Consider the following 19144-nt stretch of genomic DNA (forward strand, 5'->3'; position numbering starts at 1 on the left):
AAATCTTTCAAAACTTAATTTCTGCAACATTTATCCAAGTTTTTGAAAGATTTATCCCATATCATCCTTTGTATGTATCCTAAATTTGAAATATAATTTTATAGTTCTTAACAGAGTTTAGAAATGATTAAAACATTTACCGCTTCTATTGGAATTAAAAATCCGGATAATAAATTGCCGAAGTACCAGCAATTGATTAATTCCTTGTTACAAGATATTGAAATGGGTGAATTGAAAGCTGGCGAACGACTGCCTTCTATTAATGAAGCTTCAGAGGAATGTTATTTATCAAGAGATACGGTAGAAAGAGCCTATACAGAATTACATAAAATGGGGGTAATTACTTCCATCTTCAGAAAAGGTTATTTTATATCTGATTCAAAAGTTAAGGTTAAGACAAAGGTTTTATTATTGGTGGGAAAAATTACTGACAGTAACAAAATCCTATTTAATACACTTTCAGAAAGTTTAGGAAAAAATTACACTGTTGATATGTTAACTTTTGGTTACAAAACCAAAAATTTCCAGGAAACCATCAATCAACAATTGGGTAATTACCATTATTATGTCATTTTACCCCATTTGGTTGAAGAAAATGAAGATACCTATAAAACTTTAAAGAAAATTGCAGGAGATCGTTTAATTGTTTTAGAAAATGGATTCTCTAACCTGCAACATCAATATTCCAAATTGGTACTATCCAATGTGTTCAATTTAGATTCAGTCTTTAAACCTCATACAAACCTATTTAATAAATACGAAGGGCTCTCATTGGTTTTATCAGATGATGATTATTTAGATTCTGATATCATAACCTCCTTGAGAAACTTTTGTGCAACACTCCGTTTAGATTTCCAAGTATTGGATGGTTTAGAAGATGAGGACTTCGAGAAAAATCAGATTTATTTAAGCTTAAATGAAAATGATTTGGTTCGCACCATCCAATATGCGGAAAATGAAAATTGGCAAATCGGAAAAGATATTGGAATTATTTCCTTTAACGATTCTCCTTACAAATCCATTTTGATGGGAGGCATTTCCGTAATCTCACTTCAACAAACCGAAATAGCTAAAAAAGCTGCAGAAGGCATTAAAAATATGACACGTATTAATGAAGAAATTCCCATCTCATTCATTCCAAGAAAATCACTTTAGGGTTTAATTTTACTTAAATGAGCAGTGATTTTCATTGCTCATTTTTTTTATTTATATAGGCCAATGACCTTTTGATCCCCTTTAATTTTGTACGCTTAATTGCAGAATATCGAAACATTTCTTTAAACAAATCTTCAGAAAGTTCCTCCCAATCAGATTTAGACATGTCTAAAAAATTAGTTTGAGGCAAAAAATCAGGTTCATTATGCGATTTTGCATGTCGATTCCATGGACAAACATCCTGACAAACGTCACAGCCGAAAATCCAATCGTCAAAATCAAGCTTCAAATGGGCTGGTAAATTTTCTTTTATCTCAATGGTCAAATAGGAAATACATTTAGAGCCATCTACTTGATAAGGCGTAATTGCCTCAGTGGGACAAGCCTCAATACATCGCGTACATGTACCACAAAAATCTTTTATAGGTCCATCTGGCTCAGCCTCAATATCAATAATCAATTCTGAAATAAAGAAAAAACTACCCTTTTTAGGCACAATTAAATTGGCGTTTTTACCAATCCAACCCAAACCCGATTTTTGCGCCCAAGCCTTTTCCAACACAGGTGCAGAATCTACAAACATCCTACCTTCAAAATGGCCTATTAAAGTCTGCAACTCATCCCAAAGAAATTGCATTTTTGCTTTGATTACCTCATGGTAATCTTTCCCCCAGGCATACTTAGAAACTTTAAAAGCAGAAGGATTTTGAAAAACCTCAGCTGGTGGAAAGTAATTATATATCAATGAAACCACTGTTTTACTTCCCTCTACTAATAGTGTAGGATCTAAACGCTTATCAAAATTTCGTTCCATGTAAGACATTTCTCCATGGTACCCTATTTTGAGCCATTGCTCTAATCGAGAAGCCTCATTTTCCAAAAATCCAGCTTTAGAAATACCACAAAAGGTAAATCCATGTTCTTGGGCTTTTGATTTTATGAGTTGGGAGATTTCTGCTTTAGATAAGGGCATTCGTAAAATTACACATCAAAAAGAATATGTCAAACTGTCAGAAATACTTATTTGGAATAGTTTTTGCTTCTACAAGGCGAGATATTAATTTTGCATAATGAAAAAGGAAGAAAAAGAACTAAACGAACAAGAAGAAGCAAATTTAGGAACCGAAGAAAATGCCCAAGAACAAGCTGAGGCAACAAATGAGGCTCCAGTAGATGAATTAGCAGAATTAAAAGATAAGTATTTACGACTTTATTCTGATTTCGAAAATTTTAGAAAAAGAACTGCCAAAGAAAAAATTGATTTGATTCAAACGGCCTCGGCTGACTTAATTACCGATTTATTACCAGTCATTGACGATTTTGACAGAGCGATTCAAAATTCACAAGAGGGCGAAATTTCAGAAGGTATTCAATTAATTTTTTCAAAAATCAAATCTACTTTGCAAAACAAAGGCCTAAAAGAAATGGAGGCCAAAGGTGAGGTTTTTGATGCAGATTTTCATGATTGTATCACGCAGTTTCCTGCACCTTCTGAAGAAGATAAAGGAAAAGTTATGGATGTGGTAGAAAAAGGATATATTTTAAACGAAAAAGTGATTCGATTTGCAAAAGTTGTAGTCGGAAATTAATAAAATGGCACAAAAAAGAGATTATTACGAGGTTTTAGGCGTATCAAAATCGTCGACTGAGGAGGAGATTAAGAAGGCTTATCGGAAAATGGCCATTAAGTATCATCCAGATAAAAATCCCGACAACAAAGAGGCTGAGGAAAAATTCAAAGAAGCCGCAGAAGCCTATGAGGTATTAAGCAATCAACAGAAGAAAGCGCAATACGATCGTTTTGGCCACGCTGGCATGGGAGGAGCTGCAGGTGGCGGATTCAATGGTGGTGGAATGAATATGGAGGATATATTCTCCAACTTCGGTGATATTTTTGGTGATGATAGTCCCTTTGGTAGTTTTTTCTCCGGTGGACGCGGAGGCGGAGGTGGAAGAAGACAACGCCGAGGAAGTGACCTTCGTATCAAATTGAAGCTTAATTTAGAGGAAATTGCCAACGGAATTGAAAAGAAAATCAAGGTAAAACGCCATGTTGCTTGTAAATCTTGTTCGGGAAATGGATCTAAAAATGGTACAGATTTAAAATCTTGCCAAACGTGTAACGGATCAGGACAGGTTCGTAGGGTTCAACAAACGATGTTGGGACAAATGATGACTACTTCTACTTGTCCAACTTGTAACGGTGAAGGAAAAAGTGTAGGAGCAAAATGTGATGTTTGTTTTGGAGAAGGTAGAGTATTAGAAGAGGAAATCATCCCAATCAAAATTCCCGCAGGTGTTGCCAATGATATGCAATTATCTATGTCGGGTAAAGGTAACGTACCTCCTCGTGGTGGAGTTGCGGGTGATTTGTTAATAGTTATTGAGGAAGAGGAGCATGAGTTTCTTAAAAGAGATGGTAATAACGTAATTTACGACCTTCATGTAAATTTTGTAGATGCAGCTCTTGGAACCTCTGTTGAAGTACCAACTATTGGTGGTAAGGCAAAAATCAATTTAGAACCTGGTACTCAAGGTGGGAAAATCCTCCGACTAAAAGGAAAAGGTATTAAGGAACTAAATGGTTATTCTACTGGGGATGAATTAATCCATGTAAATATCTGGACTCCTAAAACTTTAAGTTCTGAAGAAAAAGAAACTTTAGAAAAATTAAGAGACTCTCCGAATTTTATTCCTAATCCAGGAAAATCTGATAAAGGTTTCTTTGATAAAGTAAGAGATATGTTTAGTTAAAAAAAGGGCTGCGTTTGCAGCCCTTTTAATTTAATTGGTCTTAGCAATCTGTTCATTGAACATCGCTTCCAACTCCTTATATTTTGCAGGGGCCACATTGTATTCTTTCAAAGAAGAAACGACCATATTCATTTCGTATAGGCCAATCTGTATTTCTCTTTGATAATGACCTACATTCGTATCAAAATAATAAGTTAAAGCCTTATTATTTCTCCTCACAATAGTATTTGCCATATCTAAGGCTTTCTTTTCATCCTTACATGCCAAATATAGACCAACCATACTTGCAGAGAACTGATCATAAGGAATAACCTTATCAGGCATAACTGAATCTAAATGATCCAAAACTTTTTTCGCTTCTGAGTATTTTTCCTCACGCACCAATTGTTCTGCTAAACGATAAATATTTAAACGAGCAGTTACTGAAGGAATACCTAAATAGAAATCGCCGTGATAATAAACTTTCTCGTTGTTCAGATTTCTCCAATACATCTTATGCATGAAGTTATCTGTCATGATTTTGGTATTCACAAAACCATCCTTTGCTCCTGCTATTTTAAAAGGCATCAATCGGTAAGCATAACCTTCTAATTGCATACTTTCTTTCAAACCTAAATATTGCTCGGAAGGTAAAGTAGCTGCGAAATAGATTGGACGCGTCCAACCATTTAAAGCATTGTTTGAAATAATTTCTAATTGAATAAGTTCACCTTTAAAAATATTCTTTTGTGGCAATTTCCAAGCTAAAGAACCCGACAAGAATGGAGTAAATTCTTTTGGGAACCACTTAGAGGCAGCAACCTTTTGAATGTCAACAGGAACAACCACAGAATCAGATGGGAATGTATTGATCATTTCTCCTGCTTGTGTTTGTGCTTTGATACGCTCATCATTGTTTCGAACCAATTCCAAATAATCTGGTAAAGACATTGCTGCAATACCCGGATTCTCATTGTACATAATTTGGTCGTTCACACCCTCCAAAAACAATTCTTTGTTTAATTTAATTGGCAAAGCAGTAGAAAAATAAGTTTTACGCTTCATCTGATCTATATACCAATCTGTACCTAAAAGGGACAAATTACACACGCGAACATCCGTTCTAAATCCTTCAACCTCCTGCAAATACCAAAGTGGGAAAGTATCATTGTCTCCACCCGTAAATAAAATAGCATTCGGAGCACATGAATTCAACATATTTTTGGCAAAATCAATTTGGTGGTAACGTCCACTTCTGTCGTGATCGTCCCAGTTTTGTGCAACCAAAATAACAGGTGCAGAAAGTCCAAAAATAGAAACTAAACCCCAACGTAAAGTATTTGACGTTCTAAACTTTTGTAAAAATTCATACAATTGCATCACTCCTAAACCTGCCCAAATAGCCATAAAATAAAAAGAACCAACGTAAATATAATCACGCTCTCTAGGCTCAGATGGGGGTGAATTCAAATACACAACCAAAGCAATACCACTCAGGACAAACATCATGATGGTTATCAAAAAATCTTTTTCGTTTTTATTGTATAACAAATAAAATCCAAGTAAAACTAAAATCAGAGGCAAGAAATAATAGTTATTTCTCGCTTTGTTATCCTTTAAAACCTCAGGCATTTTAGATGTATCCTCAAATGAATTGATTGCCCAAGCATCCTGAAAATCAGATGTTCTTCCTACAAAATTCCATAACAAATAACGCATGTACATGTGCCCCATTTGATGCGTAAACATAAACTTTAAGTTATCTCCAAAAGTAGGTTTTTGTCCCGGTGGAATTCCCAACATCTCTTGATACAAGGCCACGTGCGCTGGAGAATTTGAATAAACACGAGGCAATAACATTTGTTGATCCTTCTCGTAAACATATTTAGGTTTATGCGTATAAACTTCATATTTACCATCCTTCATTTTATACACATCTTCCCCATTTTCAAAGGATTCAACTTGTGCAGTAAATATTGGACCATAAATTAAGGAACGTTCTCCATATTGCTCTCTTTTCAAATATTTTAAGAAATTTAAAATATTCGAAGGGTCATTTTCATTAATAGGTGGATTATAACCTGAACGAACTAGGGCTACTGTATAGGTAGAATAACCAATCAATAAAAACACCAAAGAGAATAATGCCATATTCAAAACCAACTTTTGCTTTTGGTAAGAATAGTAAATCCCAAAAACAATAGCACCAATAAATAAAACTAGGAATGTTAAGGCACCAGATCCATAAGAAAATCCTAAACTATTTACGAAGAATAATTCAAATTTAAAGGCTAAACTTGGAAGGCCTGGAATAATTCCAGAATTGATAATTCCTAAAATAATTAAACCTACAAAACTTGCAACAAATCCGCCATTCAAACTTGGCTTAGCATTCTTTTTGAAATAATACAATAAGGCAAGTGCTGGCAAGGTTACCAAGTTTAATAAATGGACTCCGATAGATAAACCCACTAAATAGGCAATAAACAAAATCCAACGATTGGCAACTTGTTCATCTTCTTGTAACTCCCACTTAAATGCAGCCCAAACAACAATTGCCGTAAAAAAAGAAGACATTGCATACACCTCAGCCTCTACTGCAGAAAACCAAAAAGTATCTGAAAATGCATAGACTAATGAACCGACAAATCCTGAAAACAATAAAATATAGCTTTCGTTTTTACTTAAATCTTCAAATTTCTTATTAAGTATTTTTCGACCAATCATTACAATTGTCCAATGCAAAAACAAAATAGTTAAAGCTGAGGTAACCACAGATAACATATTCACCCAAAAGGCAACTTTTTCCAGGTTTCCAAGTGCTAACAAAGAAAACATTCTTCCCAACAACAAAAACAAGGGTGCTCCAGGAGGGTGAGGCACTTGTAATTTATAAGCACAAGCAATGAATTCACCACAATCCCAAAAAGAGGCTGTTGGTTCGACTGTTAATGTAAAAGTGATTAAAGAGATAACAAAAACCAGCCATCCCGTAAGGTTATTTAATCGTTGAAATGATTGCATAAGATTTAATTTGATGCAAATTAATGCTAAATATGTTAAGTAAGAGGTTAAAATTCGTTAATTAAATTGTTTCAAAAAGCGAACGTCATTTTCTGTAAATAATCGTAAATCTTTGATTTGGTATTTTAACATCGTGATACGCTCAATTCCCATTCCGAAGGCAAAACCGGTATATTCTTTGGAATCAATACCCACATTTTCCAACACATTTGGGTCAACCATTCCAGCGCCAGCAATTTCTACCCACCCAGCTTGTTTACACACATTACAACCCTCTCCTTTACAAATCAAACAAGTAATATCCATTTCTGCACTTGGCTCTGTAAAAGGAAAATAAGAAGGACGGAATCGTACTTTTGTATCCTTACCAAACATTTCCTTCGCAAAATGATATAAGGTATCTTTTAAATCCTTGAAACTAACCTTTTTATCAACATAAAGGCCTTCAACTTGATGAAACAAGCAATGAGCACGTGCTGAAATAGCCTCATTTCGAAACACACGACCCGGCATTATGGAACGAATTGGAGGTTTTTGGTATTCCATCAAACGAATTTGTACGTTTGATGTATGCGTTCTTAACAAAACATCATCTTGCACGGCTCCTTTACCTTTTTCAATGAAAAAAGTATCTTGCATTTCACGTGCAGGGTGATTTTCCGGAAAGTTCAAGGCTGTAAAATTGTAAAAATCTTTTTCAATTTCTGGACCATCAGAAACGGAAAAACCAATACGGTTAAAAATTTCAATTATTCGCTCACGAACCAATGTCAAGGGATGCATAGTTCCTTGCGCAAAAGGTCCAGAAAGTGTCAAATCCGAGGGAATTTCAACCTTACTTTTTTTAGAATTAAATGATTCCTGGGCATTTTGAAACTTTTCTTCAGCTGCATTTTTGACAGCATTAAGTGCCTGACCTACTTCTCTTTTTAATTCATTAGGAACATCTTTTAAGCCCTCAAACAATTCTGCTAAACGCCCCTTTCTTCCTACAAATTGAATTCTAAATTGTTCTAAAGTTTGTTCATTTTCAATAACAAACGCCTCAATCTCTTCTCTGATTTTTGCAATTTTTTGATTCATCTTTTTTATAAAATCTTAATTCCAAGGGTTGCCTGGAATACATTTGGCTTTTGACTTAAATCACCCAAATAGGTTGGTAAACTACTTGTATTAATAATATTTTGAAGGCCTCCCTCGTAACGAACATCTAAGGTTAATCCTAATAAAGTCACACCCGCTCCGACCTGATACGACAAAGTAGATTTTTTCAAACCATCACCAGAAACATAAGAAGAATATGCATTCTTCAATGCGTCGCTTAAACCAGAATCTTGTGAAATGTAATTGGAAAATAAAGGTCCCCCCACAATATGAAAAAGTCCCATTTTATAACCAATTAAAACAGGAACATCCAAGGTTGTATATTTCATATCAAACACATTACCAGTCATAACGCCAATGGGATTAACTTTTAATTGACCACCTTTTTGTGAAAACAATACCTCCGGCTGTATAAACAATTTTCGACCTAATCGAAGACTTGCTCCTAAAACATAGCCTTGATTAGTTGCTAAACTTTCATTTATCACACTACTAAAAGAACCAGCTTCAGTTTTTATCTGCGACATATTCAAGCCCCCTTTTATTTGTAGGCTAAAAATATTTCCAGTTACTAAACTCTTTTGTGCCATTACTTGTTGTGAACTTGCAAAAAAGTAAACAAGAGCCAAAAGACAAATCGATAAAATTCTAAACAGTTTTCTCATAATTTTAGAAATTTAATTATAAAATTAGCCATTTTCAGGCGAAAAAAATAAAAAAACCACAGAGAACATTAATTTTGAGAATTAATTAAACAAAGTGGCTAAAAGTAAAACGACATTTTTTTGTCAAAATTGTGGACACAACTCACCAAAATGGTTAGGAAAATGCCCTTCATGTAACGAATGGAATACATTTGTTGAAGAATTAGTGGAAACAGTCAAGCATCCTGCTGATGTTTGGAAAAAAAATCAAGGACCTCGAATAAGTCCCAAACCGCGACTTTTAGATGAGGTGCCCATGGAGGATGTTCCAAAAATCAATTGTTCAGATAATGAATTTAACCGAGTATTAGGCGGAGGAATTGTACCAGGTAGCTTGGTGCTAATTGGTGGTGAACCAGGAATTGGAAAATCTACGCTCCTACTTCAAATTGCTCTTCAATTAATTGGACCTAAAATTTTATATATTTCAGGAGAAGAATCAGAGCAACAAATCAAATTAAGAGCAGAGCGACTAAACTTCAAAAACCCAAATTTATACTTGCTCCCAGAAACAAATACACAACAAATATTCAAACATCTGGTTGACTTAGAGCCAGATTTAATCATCATTGACTCCATTCAAACCTTATATTCAGACCAAATTGATTCCGGACCAGGAAGTGTTTCTCAAATCAGAGAATGTACTGTTGAATTAATGCGATATGCAAAGGAATCAGGTGTACCCATTTTTTTAGTCGGACACATTACCAAAGAAGGTTCAATTGCAGGTCCTAAGGTATTAGAACATTTGGTAGACACTGTTTTACAATTTGAAGGAGATAGAAATTTAATTTATCGCATTTTACGTACCACTAAAAATAGATTTGGAAGCACTTCTGAATTAGGTATTTATGAAATGCTATCAGAAGGACTTCGACCTGTGGAAAATCCATCAGAAATTTTGCTATCTCCCCGAGAAGAACAATCCAATGGCATTGCCATAGGTACGCTTATGGAGGGCAATAGACCTTTGCTAATTGAAATACAATCTCTTGTAACTCCAACAAATTACGGAACCGCCCAAAGAACCGCCACTGGTTTTGATGCAAAAAGATTAAATATGTTATTGGCTGTTTTGGAAAAGCGTGGCAATTACAAATTAGGTACCCAAGATGTTTTTTTAAACATTACAGGTGGAATAAAAGTCGATGACCCTGCACTTGACCTGGCAGCATGTATGTCGATCGTAAGCTCTTTTAAAGACAAACAAATTTCGAATACAATCTGTTTTGCGGCAGAAGTTGGTTTAGGTGGTGAATTACGCACAGTAACTCGATTAGATGCAAGAATTGCAGAGGCTGAAAAATTAGGCTTCACAGAAATTTGGATCTCAAAATTCGCTAAAGGAAATTTACCCAAATCACCTAAAATTGAAATAAAACAAGCAGGTAATATTGTTGAGGTAATAAGGAAAGTTGAAAGTGGAAAGTGAAAAGTTGAAAGTTCTTGCGCTCAGCTGTGCTGAGTGCATACTATGAATAAAACTTGTAGATTAAACAAAACATATGTTTTGAAAATATTCAACACTCAGCAGAGCTAAGCGTCTTTCACTTTTACCTTTCCACTTTTCACTTATATTTCACTTCCACCAAATGCAATCCATGAGCAGGCACGGCTCGCCCCGCTTGATTACGATCTTTGGATTGAATAATTTGATGTAAATCTTCTGGTTTTAATTTTCCTTCACCTACCTCCAAAAGTGTGCCAACAATTGCACGAACCATTCCACGTAAAAATCTATTGGCTTGAATGGTAAATTTTAAAAAATCACCCTCTTCTGTCCAAATGGCCTTTTGAATGGTACAATCGAAGGTGAAAACATCCGTTTTAACTTTAGAAAAACATTCAAAATCTATGTATTGAAATAAAATTTGACAAGCCGCATTCATGGCTTCTAAATCCAAAGGTGCCTCAAACCAATAGGTATCATGACGTCTTAAAGGAGTTTTTTTTCGAACTATCCAATAATGATAGGTGCGGCTTAAAGCATCAAATCGGGCATGGAAATCATCTGCAACTTGCTCAATTGAAATAACTGCTAAGGCATGTGGAAGCATACGATTGAGTCGATATACCCAATCTTTTTGAATAGGAACAGGACAATCAAAATGTGCAAATTGTTGACTAGCATGAACGCCGGCATCAGTACGCGAACTACCAACTACCTCTATTTTACGTTGCGCTAAAATGGAAAGTTTCTTTTCCAATTCCTCCTGAACCGTTAGGGCATTCGGCTGTATTTGATAACCAGAAAATGAGCCACCATCGTAAGCAAATTGAATTAGATAGCGGCTCATTTTAATTATTAATTGTTAATTATTAATTGTTAATTATTTTTTCAAGGGCAGTATCATAAGAGATGTATGCATCTTTAATAGAACTTATTACATTTCCATTAATTTTTGCATCCGCACCTTTTACAGTTCCTAAATATTGAGAATCAACTTTCAGTCCATTCAATATAGCTTCAAATTTATCTTTATTTTCAGGTTTTACTGAAACCAAAACTCTACTTTGTGCCTCACCAAACCAGAAAGCATCATTTCTAACTGATAAATTAGTTGCAGCAATATCAAATCCTAATTGTCCTGGGAAAGCTGACTCTACTAAAGCAACCATTAATCCACCATCTGCTAAATCGTGCGCAGAAACCAATAAACGCTCTATATTCAATTGTGCAATTGCTTTTTGTACCAATTGCTCATAAGCTAAATCAAATGCAGGTGAAGGCGATTCTTTAACTTTTTGATAGGAATATAAATACTCAGATGATGCGATATCATTCACTGATTTACCTACCAAATAAATCAAATCGCCTTCAGCTTTAAAATCTAAACCTAATTTTAATTCAGGTTGTTCCAAAATTCCTAACATTCCAATAGTTGGAGTTGGGAAAACTGGGCCCTCATCTGATGATTGGTTATAAAAACTCACGTTTCCACCTGTTACTGGAGTTTCAAATGCTTCACAAGCCTTTTTCATACCTTTAATAGCTCCTACAAACTGCCAATAAACTTCAGGAATATAAGGATTTCCAAAGTTCAGGCAATTGGTAATAGCTACTGGTACACCACCCGAACAAACAATGTTTCTTGCTGCTTCTGCCACTGCAATCGCACAACCTTCTTCAGGATTTGCCTGAACATATCTTGCATTGCAATCAACCGTGATCACGATTGATTTATCGGATCCATGAACTTTTACTACCGCTGCATCTGAAGGTGCATTGGTATTTCTGTTGGCACGACCAATCGTAGAATCATATTGTTGCGCAACCCATTTTTTCGAAGCGATATTAGGGTGATTCATTAAGAAATTCAATACCTTTCCTAAATCCTTTTCCTCAACATCTTTCACTGAGTTTATATCAAATTCTTGATATTTCTTAAAATAAGCTGGCTCTTTGTATTCTCTATGATATACAGGGGCTCCACCACCTAAAACTAAATCATCTGCTGGCACATCTGCAACCAATTCTCCGTTTTGGTAAAAACGTAAACGCTTCGAATCAGTCACCACCCCAATTTGCTCACAATTCAAATCCCACTTATCAAATATATCCTTTGCAATCTCCTCTTTTCCTTGCTCCACCACAATCAACATACGCTCCTGAGATTCAGATAATAAAATCTCAAATGGTTTCATGTTGGCTTGTCGAGTAGGAACTTTTGATAAATCAATTTCCATTCCATGCTCACCTTTGGCCGACATCTCAGAAGTCGAACAAATAATACCCGCTGCACCCATATCCTGAATACCAATCACACAACCTGATTCAATAATTTCTAAAGTTGCTTCCAACAATAATTTTTCTTGGAATGGATCTCCCACCTGAACAGCTGGCAATTTCTCAGTAGATTTTTCAGAAATATCTTCTGATGCAAAACTAGCACCACCAATACCATCTTTACCTGTTGCAGAACCAACGATAAACACGGGATTACCCACTCCATAAGAAATAGCAGAAGCTTGTTTTCCTACCTTTAAAATACCTGCAGAAAACGCGTTTACTAAAGGATTTACTGTATAGCAATCATCAAAAAACACTTCACCACCTACCGTAGGAATACCGAAGGCATTGCCATAATCGCCAATACCTTTTACCACACCTTTAACCAACCATTTGGTTCTTGGCAAATTAATATTTCCAAAACGCAAAGAATTCAATTGGGCAATTGGTCGAGCACCCATCGTGAAAATATCACGATTAATACCCCCAACTCCTGTTGCAGCACCTTGATATGGTTCTAAGGCAGATGGGTGATTATGTGATTCTATTTTAAAAGCACAAGCTAAACCAGACCCTATATCAACTAAACCTGCATTCTCCTCTCCAGCTTTTGCTAACATTCTTGGAGAATCTTTCGGCAATGTTTTCAACCAAACAATTGAATTCTTGTAACTGCAATGCTCTGACCACATGACAGAGAAAATTGATAACTCAGTAAAATTGGGTTTACGACCTAAAATTTCTTGGATTTTGTCAAATTCCTCGGGCAAAAGACCTAATTTCTTTGCCGTATCTACTGTTGGTAAACTTTCGATAGATTCCACTAAAAATGTATTTTGATTAAAATTTAGCTACAAAAATAACAATTTTTAGCGGTAAAAAACAGATAATTAACAGATAAAATCAAAATTGTTTTTTCATTTTTTCCCAATCTTCCATCGTATCCACATCTTGAAAAGCAAGACCCAACTCAACAGGCTGAATCAACTCGGGATGCTCCTTCCAAAAAGTACCCAGCCCTTTTTCACCTTTCCAATTTTTAAATAAATAAAGAAGTGATTGGGGAATCAAAACGGGAGGCGCATTTTGACCTTTGAAATTTGAAACAATTGCTAAGTTTTGATTTTGTAAAAATTGATTGATTAGATATTTCAAATGAAAGCCATTAATATAAGGCATATCCACCAAATGCACTAAAACATGACTATTTGAACCAATTTTCTCAAGGCCAGCAGCCAAACTAGAACCCATTCCATCCTCCCACTGTTCGCACTTATATTCATGTAAATTACTGAAATCCTTTTGCAATCGCTTGATAATTTTATGACAAGCACTTACCTCAGCACCTAAAACTACTGTAACTTCATCGCAGGTTTGCAACAAAGCCAAAGCCGACCATTCCAACAATGTTTTTTCTTGAATTTCCAAAAGCTGCTTAGGTTGACCCAAGCGTTTTGAAGCTCCTGCTGCTAACAATAATCCGTGAATCATAAATAAAATAGAAAATAGGTTTAGGAAATTTACACATTAATTTCTGTTAGTACAAAAAACAATTTTACCTTTGTAGATGCTTTCAAAGGAAGAAATATCATTTATCCAAGAACATCAAAATGATGATTTATTCCAATTGGCTCTTCAAAAAAGCAAATTCCCCAATTTGGATTTACCCAAATTGATTTTCCAAATTCAATCAAAAAGTAAGCATAAAAATAAATTGCCTATCTGGAGTTCCAATCCAGCCATTTGTTTGCCAGTTCAACTTTCCTTAGAACAATCTTCTTCTGAGGCTACTGCACTTTTTAAAGCCCAATTTATTTCAGGAAACATTGCCGATTTAACGGGCGGTATGGGTATAGATAGCTGGGCATTTGCCCAAAATCCCAAAAATCAAATTTCCTATTTTGAAATAAATACTGATCTAGCTGCCTTGACGAAGGAAAATCATTCAATTCTTAATATTTCTAGCATTCAGCATTACAACCAAGATGGTATTTCTTTTATCCAAGATAATTACAAAAAATTTGATTGGATTTACTTAGATCCAGCACGCAGGGGTCCTAAGGGTGAAAAAGTTTTTTTGTTAAAAGATTGTACCCCTAATGTTACAGAAACACTTCCTTACCTAAAAGAAAACACAGGTTTGCTCTTAAAAGTCTCTCCTATGCTAGATATTGATTTATGCATTAAAGAATTAAATGGAATTTCAGAGGTTCATATTGTATGTATTCAAAACGAAATAAAAGAACTCCTATTTATAAAAAAGGGCATCTCAAGTTTTGACCCTGAAATAAAAATTTGGGATTTATCTTCTCCGGAAATTTCAGTATTCTGTGGCAAAAAGTCTACTGAAAAAAATCAAGAAATTGATTATTCCGAAACTAAAGACTTTCTTTATGAACCTCATGTAGGGATTTTAAAGGCAGGCTTTTTCAAATCGTTGAATTTATACAATATCCAAAAAATCCAAACAAACACTCATTTATACACTTCAGCTTCAGAAATTTCAAATTTTCCAGGAAGAAAATTTAAAGTTTTAGGTAAAGGAAATTTAGATAGAAAATGGATTGAAAAAATTGTTCCAGAAGGTAAAATCAATATTTCCTGTAGGAATTTCCCATTAAAACCAGAGGAAATTCGGAAAAAATTAAAATATCAAGAAGGTGGTAATTTTTACCTTTTTGCCTACAAAAACCATAACAACATTCCAGAGCTAGCAATTTGCCAAAAAACTTATTAAAATACTCCTTTTAAATCCCGAAAAAACAATAACTTTGTTTGTTATTATTTAAATGAATCTCATGAAAAAAGTTGCAATCATTTTATTCTTAATGGTTCTTTCACAATTTTCCTTTGCACAGGTTTATTCTGGAATTGCTGAAATTGAAAGTGCAAAACGTGAGGGTTTTTATTTATATACAGGTGGAGATGCAAATGATCTAGAAGAAAGCTGGAAATCTTATTTAAAAGAATATGGAGCCGTTGAAAAAGGTCGAAACGGAGCCATTTTAGCTTCTAATAGTAAAATACCAGGTATTGAAAAAAAAGGATTCACCATTTCTTCTAAAATATTTACGGAAGGAAATAAAAATAAACTTTTTGTTTCTATTGGTTATTCAACAGAAGAATTTATCAAATCTGGACATAGTGATTATCGTGCTGCAAGTAATTGGTTAGAAGACTTTGCCAAACATTTTGGCTTAGAAGAAAATGTGCGATCTGAGCAAAGTAAATTAAACGAAGTTTTGGTCCAAAAAAATAAAATAATCAAAAATGGTGAGCGATTGGTACGAGAACTTGATGCCAATGCCAGACAAACAGAAATGTTAACTAAAAAATTAGAAGAAGAGAAAATAAAGAAAGAAAAAATAATCACTAATCAAGAACAAAATAAATTAGATTTAAAAACAATTGAAGAATCTGTTCTTCAGCAAACAAAGAATCTAGAAACCGCTAAATCAAAAATCAAATGAAAAACTTCAAAATTTACCTATTCGCTAGTATTGCTTATGCTGGACTATCAAGCTTTGGCCTTGTTAACCATGCAGATTTAATAAAAAATTCTTCAAAAATTATTCCATTAGATTCCCTTCAAAATCAATCAACTGTAAGCATGAGCTTAGTGGAGAAAGAATCTAAGTTATTTATAAATAAATCCATCAACAAACCTAAACAAGAAGAGGAAAAAGCAAACTCTATAAATTTAGTTTCAAAAGTAGCTTATTTTATCTTGTTGGGAACTAAAGCTATTTTAACCTCCCTCCTCAAGTTGTTTACTCTTTAAAAACTATATGAAATTAACTTTAACAAATAAAATCATAATTGGTTTTGTTTTGGGACTTATTTTAGGTGAAATATTTTATTTAGGCTTAAGTCCAGAAACCGCCCAATCAATTGCTGTAAAAGTTCAAATACTCTCAAAAGTATTTTTGCGATTGATTAAAATGATTGTAGGACCTTTGGTATTCTGCACTTTAGTTGTAGGAATTTCTAAATTAGGTGATTTTAAATCAGTTGGTAGAATTGGTCTTAAAACGCTAGGATATTTTTACTTTGCAACCATTTTATCTTTAGTTACAGGATTAGTAGTAGTTAATATTACAAAACCAGGAAGTATCCAAAGTTGGCCTAAGCCAGATGCAGGTACTCAAACGGGTATTGATGCTTCAAAAACTAAAACCTTAGAAGATTTTATTATTCACATTTTTCCAGATAGTTTTTTTAGATCCTTAGCAGAAAATGAAATCTTACAAATTGTTATTTTCTCTTTATTCTTTGGTGTTGCCCTAGGCTCTGTGGGAGAAGTTGGTAAGAAGTTAACACATGTATTTGAAAACATTTCTGAGGTAATCTTCAAAATGGTGAATTATGTAATGGAATTAGCTCCTTATGCTGTATTTGCAGCTATGACCACTGTTGTTTCCAACAAGGGATTAAGTATTTTATTAAGCTACGGCTATTTAATGTTGTGTTTCTTTGGGGGATTAGCCTTTTTTACTGTAATTATTCTCTGGGCGATCTGTATTGCAAATAAAATCAATTATTGGGCCTTGATTCGAGAATTGAAAGATGCTTTGATGCTTTCATTTTCAACAGCGAGTTCTGAGGCATCTTTTCCTCAAACCATTGCAGCCTTAGAAAAATTTGGCTGTTCTAGACGAATCGTTGGATTCGTTTTACCTTTAGGTTATAGCTTTAATTTGGATGGATCTATGTTGTATATGACCTTTGCAACCGGATTTATTGCACAGGCTTATGGAATCCAATTAAGTTTAGAACAACAAATTACCATGTTATTAACCCTCATGATAACTTCCAAAGGAATTGCTGGAGTACCAAGAGCTTCTTTGGTTATTATTGCAGGTACTTTAACTATGTTTAATTTACCAGCAGAAGGAATTGCATTATTATTAGGAGTTGACCCATTTTTAGACATGGGTAGAACTATTACCTCCGTAGCTGGAAACGGTGTTGCAACCTGCGTTGTATCCAAATGGGAAGGTGAATTTACTCCTCAATCTTCAAATGTCTGAGAAACAGCTTTTTTAGCAGGAAAAATAGAAGCCAAAAAAGTTATAAATACAACAAGAATGGCCGTAGCTACAAAATCGCTCACGGCCATTTTTATTGGGTAGGCATCTAAAATACCATTTTGAATACCCATTTTTACAAAGCCATAAGTCAGTTGTAACCATCCCAAACCAAACCCCAAACCAAGTCCCACAATTGCTCCAGAAAAACTTATCAGAAAGCCTAAGAACAAGAAAACCTTAAACAATTGTGGCTTAGATATTCCCATTGCCAAAAGAGTTTTTAAATCCTTTTTCTTTTCAATCACCAACAAGGAAAGCGTATAAAAAAGGGTAAATGAGGCTATAAACATCACAAAACCCATAATAAGAAATACAAACAACTTTTCAATATGCACCGCCTGTAACAGGCTTGCGTGAAGCTCTTCTCGGCTTTTAACCTCAAATTTACCACCAACTACTTTTTGCAAATCAGCTTTTACTTGTTTTTCATCGAAACCAGCTTTGCCTTCAATTTCGATAGCGCTAAATTCTTGATTTTTACCACAAAGTTCCTGCATCCAATCTAAAGGCACTACTACAGTTTGTTGATCAAATCCATTTTCTACAGCTAAAACTCCCGATGGAAAAATAGTATTAGACCGAATTGTATTTTGTGTAAGAGCAAAATTCTTTAGGGCCATATGGTCAGGATATAAAACCTCCATGGGTTCAAAAACATCTTCAAAACTTAAACCAAGGTTCAAAAAAACTCCCAATCCCACTAAAGCAAAATTATTTATTTCTGTGGAATCCTTTAAAAAATATCCTCCTTCAACTACAGATTTAGATAAGCGATTAGATTGAATAAAAGAAGGGGCCACCCCTTTTAGATTAACCACCAATTCCTTACCCTTATATTTAACCAAACCTTGATCTTCTAAAATGGGAATTACAAAATTGACATTTTTTATGGCCTTTATTTTATCAAGAAATAAAGAATCTTGCTGAATCCATAGACCATCTTTAGCTGTAATTTTAAAATCAGGATCAAAAGATTTGAATAAATCTTTTTGAAAATTTTCTAATCCATTGAAAACGGATAAAATAAGTACTAATGCCATAACCTCTACTCCCACTCCAATCATCGAAATTTTGGAAATCAAGGAAATAAAACTGGCTTTACTTTTAGTGGTAAAAAATCTACGTGCAATAAAAAAGGATAAACTAATCATCTAAATCATCGTATTCATTTTCATTGATTGTTGATTCTTTAGGAATCACTAATCCTTCAAAAAGTGAATCAATTTTAGCAGCATATTCTGCTGTATCATCAATAAAAAAACTCAAGTGAGGAATGATTCTAACCTGGTGGCGAATTTTATTAGCTAATTCGTTTCGAAGCATTTTTTGCTTGTCGTTAATGGTATTGACCATTTCCTGTGGATTTTCAACCAATAAAAAACTTAAATAACAACGCGCAACGGATAAATCTGGACTCACCTTCACATCGGTTATCGTAACCATTCCATTTCCAATTACATCTTTAAGAGATTTTTGAAAAATATCACTTAAATCTTTTTGAAGCTGTCTTCCAAATTTCTGTTGTCTCTTGCTTTCCATTTTACACTAATTACAAACAAATATCCTACAAAGTTCTAAATAATAATTGGATTCCCATTAATTTA

17 protein-coding genes are annotated in these 19144 nt (G+C 34.4%); 8 read left to right on the forward strand and 9 right to left on the reverse strand.

The window, feature by feature from the left end; all coding sequences use genetic code 11:
• Nucleotides 1-123 precede the first annotated feature (123 nt).
• A complete protein-coding gene (locus tag EOJ36_RS02645; protein WP_127802465.1) occupies nt 124-1155 on the forward strand; it encodes a GntR family transcriptional regulator in 1032 nt (343 codons plus the stop codon).
• A gap of 31 nt (nt 1156-1186) precedes the next feature.
• Here EOJ36_RS02645 and queG read toward each other — a convergent pair whose 3' ends face one another.
• The gene (queG, locus tag EOJ36_RS02650; protein WP_127802466.1) at nt 1187-2128 is read right to left on the reverse strand and encodes a tRNA epoxyqueuosine(34) reductase QueG; all 942 of its coding nucleotides are present in this window, start codon (nt 2126-2128) and stop codon (nt 1187-1189) included.
• Nucleotides 2129-2225: 97 nt separating this feature from the next.
• Between queG and EOJ36_RS02655 the strand changes: the two genes are divergently transcribed.
• Together EOJ36_RS02655 and dnaJ are read left to right on the forward strand one after the other, a co-directional pair.
• A complete protein-coding gene (locus EOJ36_RS02655) occupies nt 2226-2744 on the forward strand; it encodes a nucleotide exchange factor GrpE (protein ID WP_127802467.1) in 519 nt (172 codons plus the stop codon).
• 4 nt (nt 2745-2748) lie between these two features.
• Nucleotides 2749-3909 (forward strand): molecular chaperone DnaJ, encoded by a 1161-nt coding sequence (dnaJ, locus tag EOJ36_RS02660; protein WP_127802468.1) that lies wholly within the window; start codon nt 2749-2751, stop codon nt 3907-3909.
• A gap of 30 nt (nt 3910-3939) precedes the next feature.
• Here dnaJ and EOJ36_RS02665 read toward each other — a convergent pair whose 3' ends face one another.
• The 3 genes from EOJ36_RS02665 to EOJ36_RS02675 are packed head-to-tail and all read right to left on the reverse strand — an operon-like array spanning nt 3940 to nt 8681.
• The gene (locus EOJ36_RS02665) at nt 3940-6912 is read right to left on the reverse strand and encodes a glycosyltransferase family 117 protein (protein WP_127802469.1); all 2973 of its coding nucleotides are present in this window, start codon (nt 6910-6912) and stop codon (nt 3940-3942) included.
• A 57-nt stretch (nt 6913-6969) separates the two neighbouring features.
• Nucleotides 6970-7995 carry a phenylalanine--tRNA ligase subunit alpha gene (gene pheS / locus EOJ36_RS02670; RefSeq protein WP_127802470.1) on the reverse strand — a complete coding sequence of 342 codons (1026 nt, stop codon included), beginning with the start codon at nt 7993-7995 and terminating at the stop codon, nt 6970-6972.
• Nucleotides 7996-8000: 5 nt separating this feature from the next.
• Nucleotides 8001-8681: a porin family protein gene (locus EOJ36_RS02675; protein WP_127802471.1), complete on the reverse strand. Its 681-nt coding sequence runs from the start codon at nt 8679-8681 to the stop codon at nt 8001-8003.
• Between the two features lie 94 nt (nt 8682-8775).
• Between EOJ36_RS02675 and radA the strand changes: the two genes are divergently transcribed.
• Complete coding sequence (gene radA / locus EOJ36_RS02680; RefSeq protein WP_127802472.1) at nt 8776-10152, forward strand: DNA repair protein RadA; 1377 nt, start codon at nt 8776-8778, stop codon at nt 10150-10152.
• 136 nt (nt 10153-10288) lie between these two features.
• Here the strand turns inward: radA and truA are convergent, their stop codons facing one another.
• The 3 genes from truA to EOJ36_RS02695 all read right to left on the reverse strand — a co-directional run bounded on the left by truA (nt 10289) and on the right by EOJ36_RS02695 (nt 13941).
• Nucleotides 10289-11017 carry a tRNA pseudouridine(38-40) synthase TruA gene (gene truA, locus EOJ36_RS02685; protein ID WP_127802473.1) on the reverse strand — a complete coding sequence of 243 codons (729 nt, stop codon included), beginning with the start codon at nt 11015-11017 and terminating at the stop codon, nt 10289-10291.
• Nucleotides 11018-11039: 22 nt separating this feature from the next.
• Entirely contained in the window at nt 11040-13274 is a 2235-nt protein-coding gene (purL, locus tag EOJ36_RS02690) for a phosphoribosylformylglycinamidine synthase subunit PurL (RefSeq protein WP_127802474.1), read from the reverse strand.
• Nucleotides 13275-13353: 79 nt separating this feature from the next.
• Complete coding sequence (locus tag EOJ36_RS02695) at nt 13354-13941, reverse strand: nucleotidyltransferase family protein (RefSeq protein ID WP_127802475.1); 588 nt, start codon at nt 13939-13941, stop codon at nt 13354-13356.
• A gap of 76 nt (nt 13942-14017) precedes the next feature.
• Between EOJ36_RS02695 and EOJ36_RS02700 the strand changes: the two genes are divergently transcribed.
• From EOJ36_RS02700 to EOJ36_RS02715, 4 genes are all read left to right on the forward strand, one after another.
• Nucleotides 14018-15187 (forward strand): class I SAM-dependent methyltransferase, encoded by a 1170-nt coding sequence (locus EOJ36_RS02700; protein ID WP_127802476.1) that lies wholly within the window; start codon nt 14018-14020, stop codon nt 15185-15187.
• Between the two features lie 61 nt (nt 15188-15248).
• Nucleotides 15249-15920, forward strand: a complete 672-nt coding sequence (locus EOJ36_RS02705; protein ID WP_127802477.1) for a hypothetical protein — start codon at nt 15249-15251, stop codon at nt 15918-15920.
• A complete protein-coding gene (locus tag EOJ36_RS02710) occupies nt 15917-16231 on the forward strand; it encodes a hypothetical protein (protein WP_127802478.1) in 315 nt (104 codons plus the stop codon). The genes EOJ36_RS02705 and EOJ36_RS02710 overlap by 4 nt, the downstream gene beginning before the upstream one ends.
• Nucleotides 16232-16238: 7 nt before the next feature.
• On the forward strand, nt 16239-17480 hold the full coding sequence (locus EOJ36_RS02715) for a dicarboxylate/amino acid:cation symporter (protein WP_127802479.1): 1242 nt from the start codon (nt 16239-16241) through the stop codon (nt 17478-17480).
• Here the strand turns inward: EOJ36_RS02715 and EOJ36_RS02720 are convergent.
• Together EOJ36_RS02720 and rbfA are read right to left on the reverse strand one after the other, a co-directional pair.
• Complete coding sequence (locus tag EOJ36_RS02720) at nt 17462-18691, reverse strand: FtsX-like permease family protein (RefSeq protein ID WP_127802480.1); 1230 nt, start codon at nt 18689-18691, stop codon at nt 17462-17464. The genes EOJ36_RS02715 and EOJ36_RS02720 overlap by 19 nt on opposite strands.
• Complete coding sequence (gene rbfA / locus EOJ36_RS02725) at nt 18684-19079, reverse strand: 30S ribosome-binding factor RbfA (protein WP_127802481.1); 396 nt, start codon at nt 19077-19079, stop codon at nt 18684-18686. The genes EOJ36_RS02720 and rbfA overlap by 8 nt, the downstream gene beginning before the upstream one ends.
• Nucleotides 19080-19144 lie beyond the last annotated feature (65 nt).

Origin of the sequence: Sandaracinomonas limnophila (assembly GCF_004005965.1) — a bacterium.
Classification (GTDB): Bacteria; Bacteroidota; Bacteroidia; order Cytophagales; family Spirosomataceae; genus Sandaracinomonas; species Sandaracinomonas limnophila.

Coding starts and splice junctions, on each gene's coding strand:
- EOJ36_RS02645 (WP_127802465.1), top strand. CDS start 124: ATGATTAAAACATTTACCGCTTCTATTGGAATTAAAAATCCGGATAAT.
- queG (WP_127802466.1), bottom strand. CDS start 2,128: ATGCCCTTATCTAAAGCAGAAATCTCCCAACTCATAAAATCAAAAGCC.
- EOJ36_RS02655 (WP_127802467.1), top strand. CDS start 2,226: ATGAAAAAGGAAGAAAAAGAACTAAACGAACAAGAAGAAGCAAATTTA.
- dnaJ (WP_127802468.1), top strand. CDS start 2,749: ATGGCACAAAAAAGAGATTATTACGAGGTTTTAGGCGTATCAAAATCG.
- EOJ36_RS02665 (WP_127802469.1), bottom strand. CDS start 6,912: ATGCAATCATTTCAACGATTAAATAACCTTACGGGATGGCTGGTTTTT.
- pheS (WP_127802470.1), bottom strand. CDS start 7,995: ATGAATCAAAAAATTGCAAAAATCAGAGAAGAGATTGAGGCGTTTGTT.
- EOJ36_RS02675 (WP_127802471.1), bottom strand. CDS start 8,681: ATGAGAAAACTGTTTAGAATTTTATCGATTTGTCTTTTGGCTCTTGTT.
- truA (WP_127802473.1), bottom strand. CDS start 11,017: ATGAGCCGCTATCTAATTCAATTTGCTTACGATGGTGGCTCATTTTCT.
- EOJ36_RS02695 (WP_127802475.1), bottom strand. CDS start 13,941: ATGATTCACGGATTATTGTTAGCAGCAGGAGCTTCAAAACGCTTGGGT.
- EOJ36_RS02700 (WP_127802476.1), top strand. CDS start 14,018: ATGCTTTCAAAGGAAGAAATATCATTTATCCAAGAACATCAAAATGAT.
- EOJ36_RS02705 (WP_127802477.1), top strand. CDS start 15,249: ATGAAAAAAGTTGCAATCATTTTATTCTTAATGGTTCTTTCACAATTT.
- EOJ36_RS02710 (WP_127802478.1), top strand. CDS start 15,917: ATGAAAAACTTCAAAATTTACCTATTCGCTAGTATTGCTTATGCTGGA.
- EOJ36_RS02715 (WP_127802479.1), top strand. CDS start 16,239: ATGAAATTAACTTTAACAAATAAAATCATAATTGGTTTTGTTTTGGGA.
- EOJ36_RS02720 (WP_127802480.1), bottom strand. CDS start 18,691: ATGATTAGTTTATCCTTTTTTATTGCACGTAGATTTTTTACCACTAAA.
- rbfA (WP_127802481.1), bottom strand. CDS start 19,079: ATGGAAAGCAAGAGACAACAGAAATTTGGAAGACAGCTTCAAAAAGAT.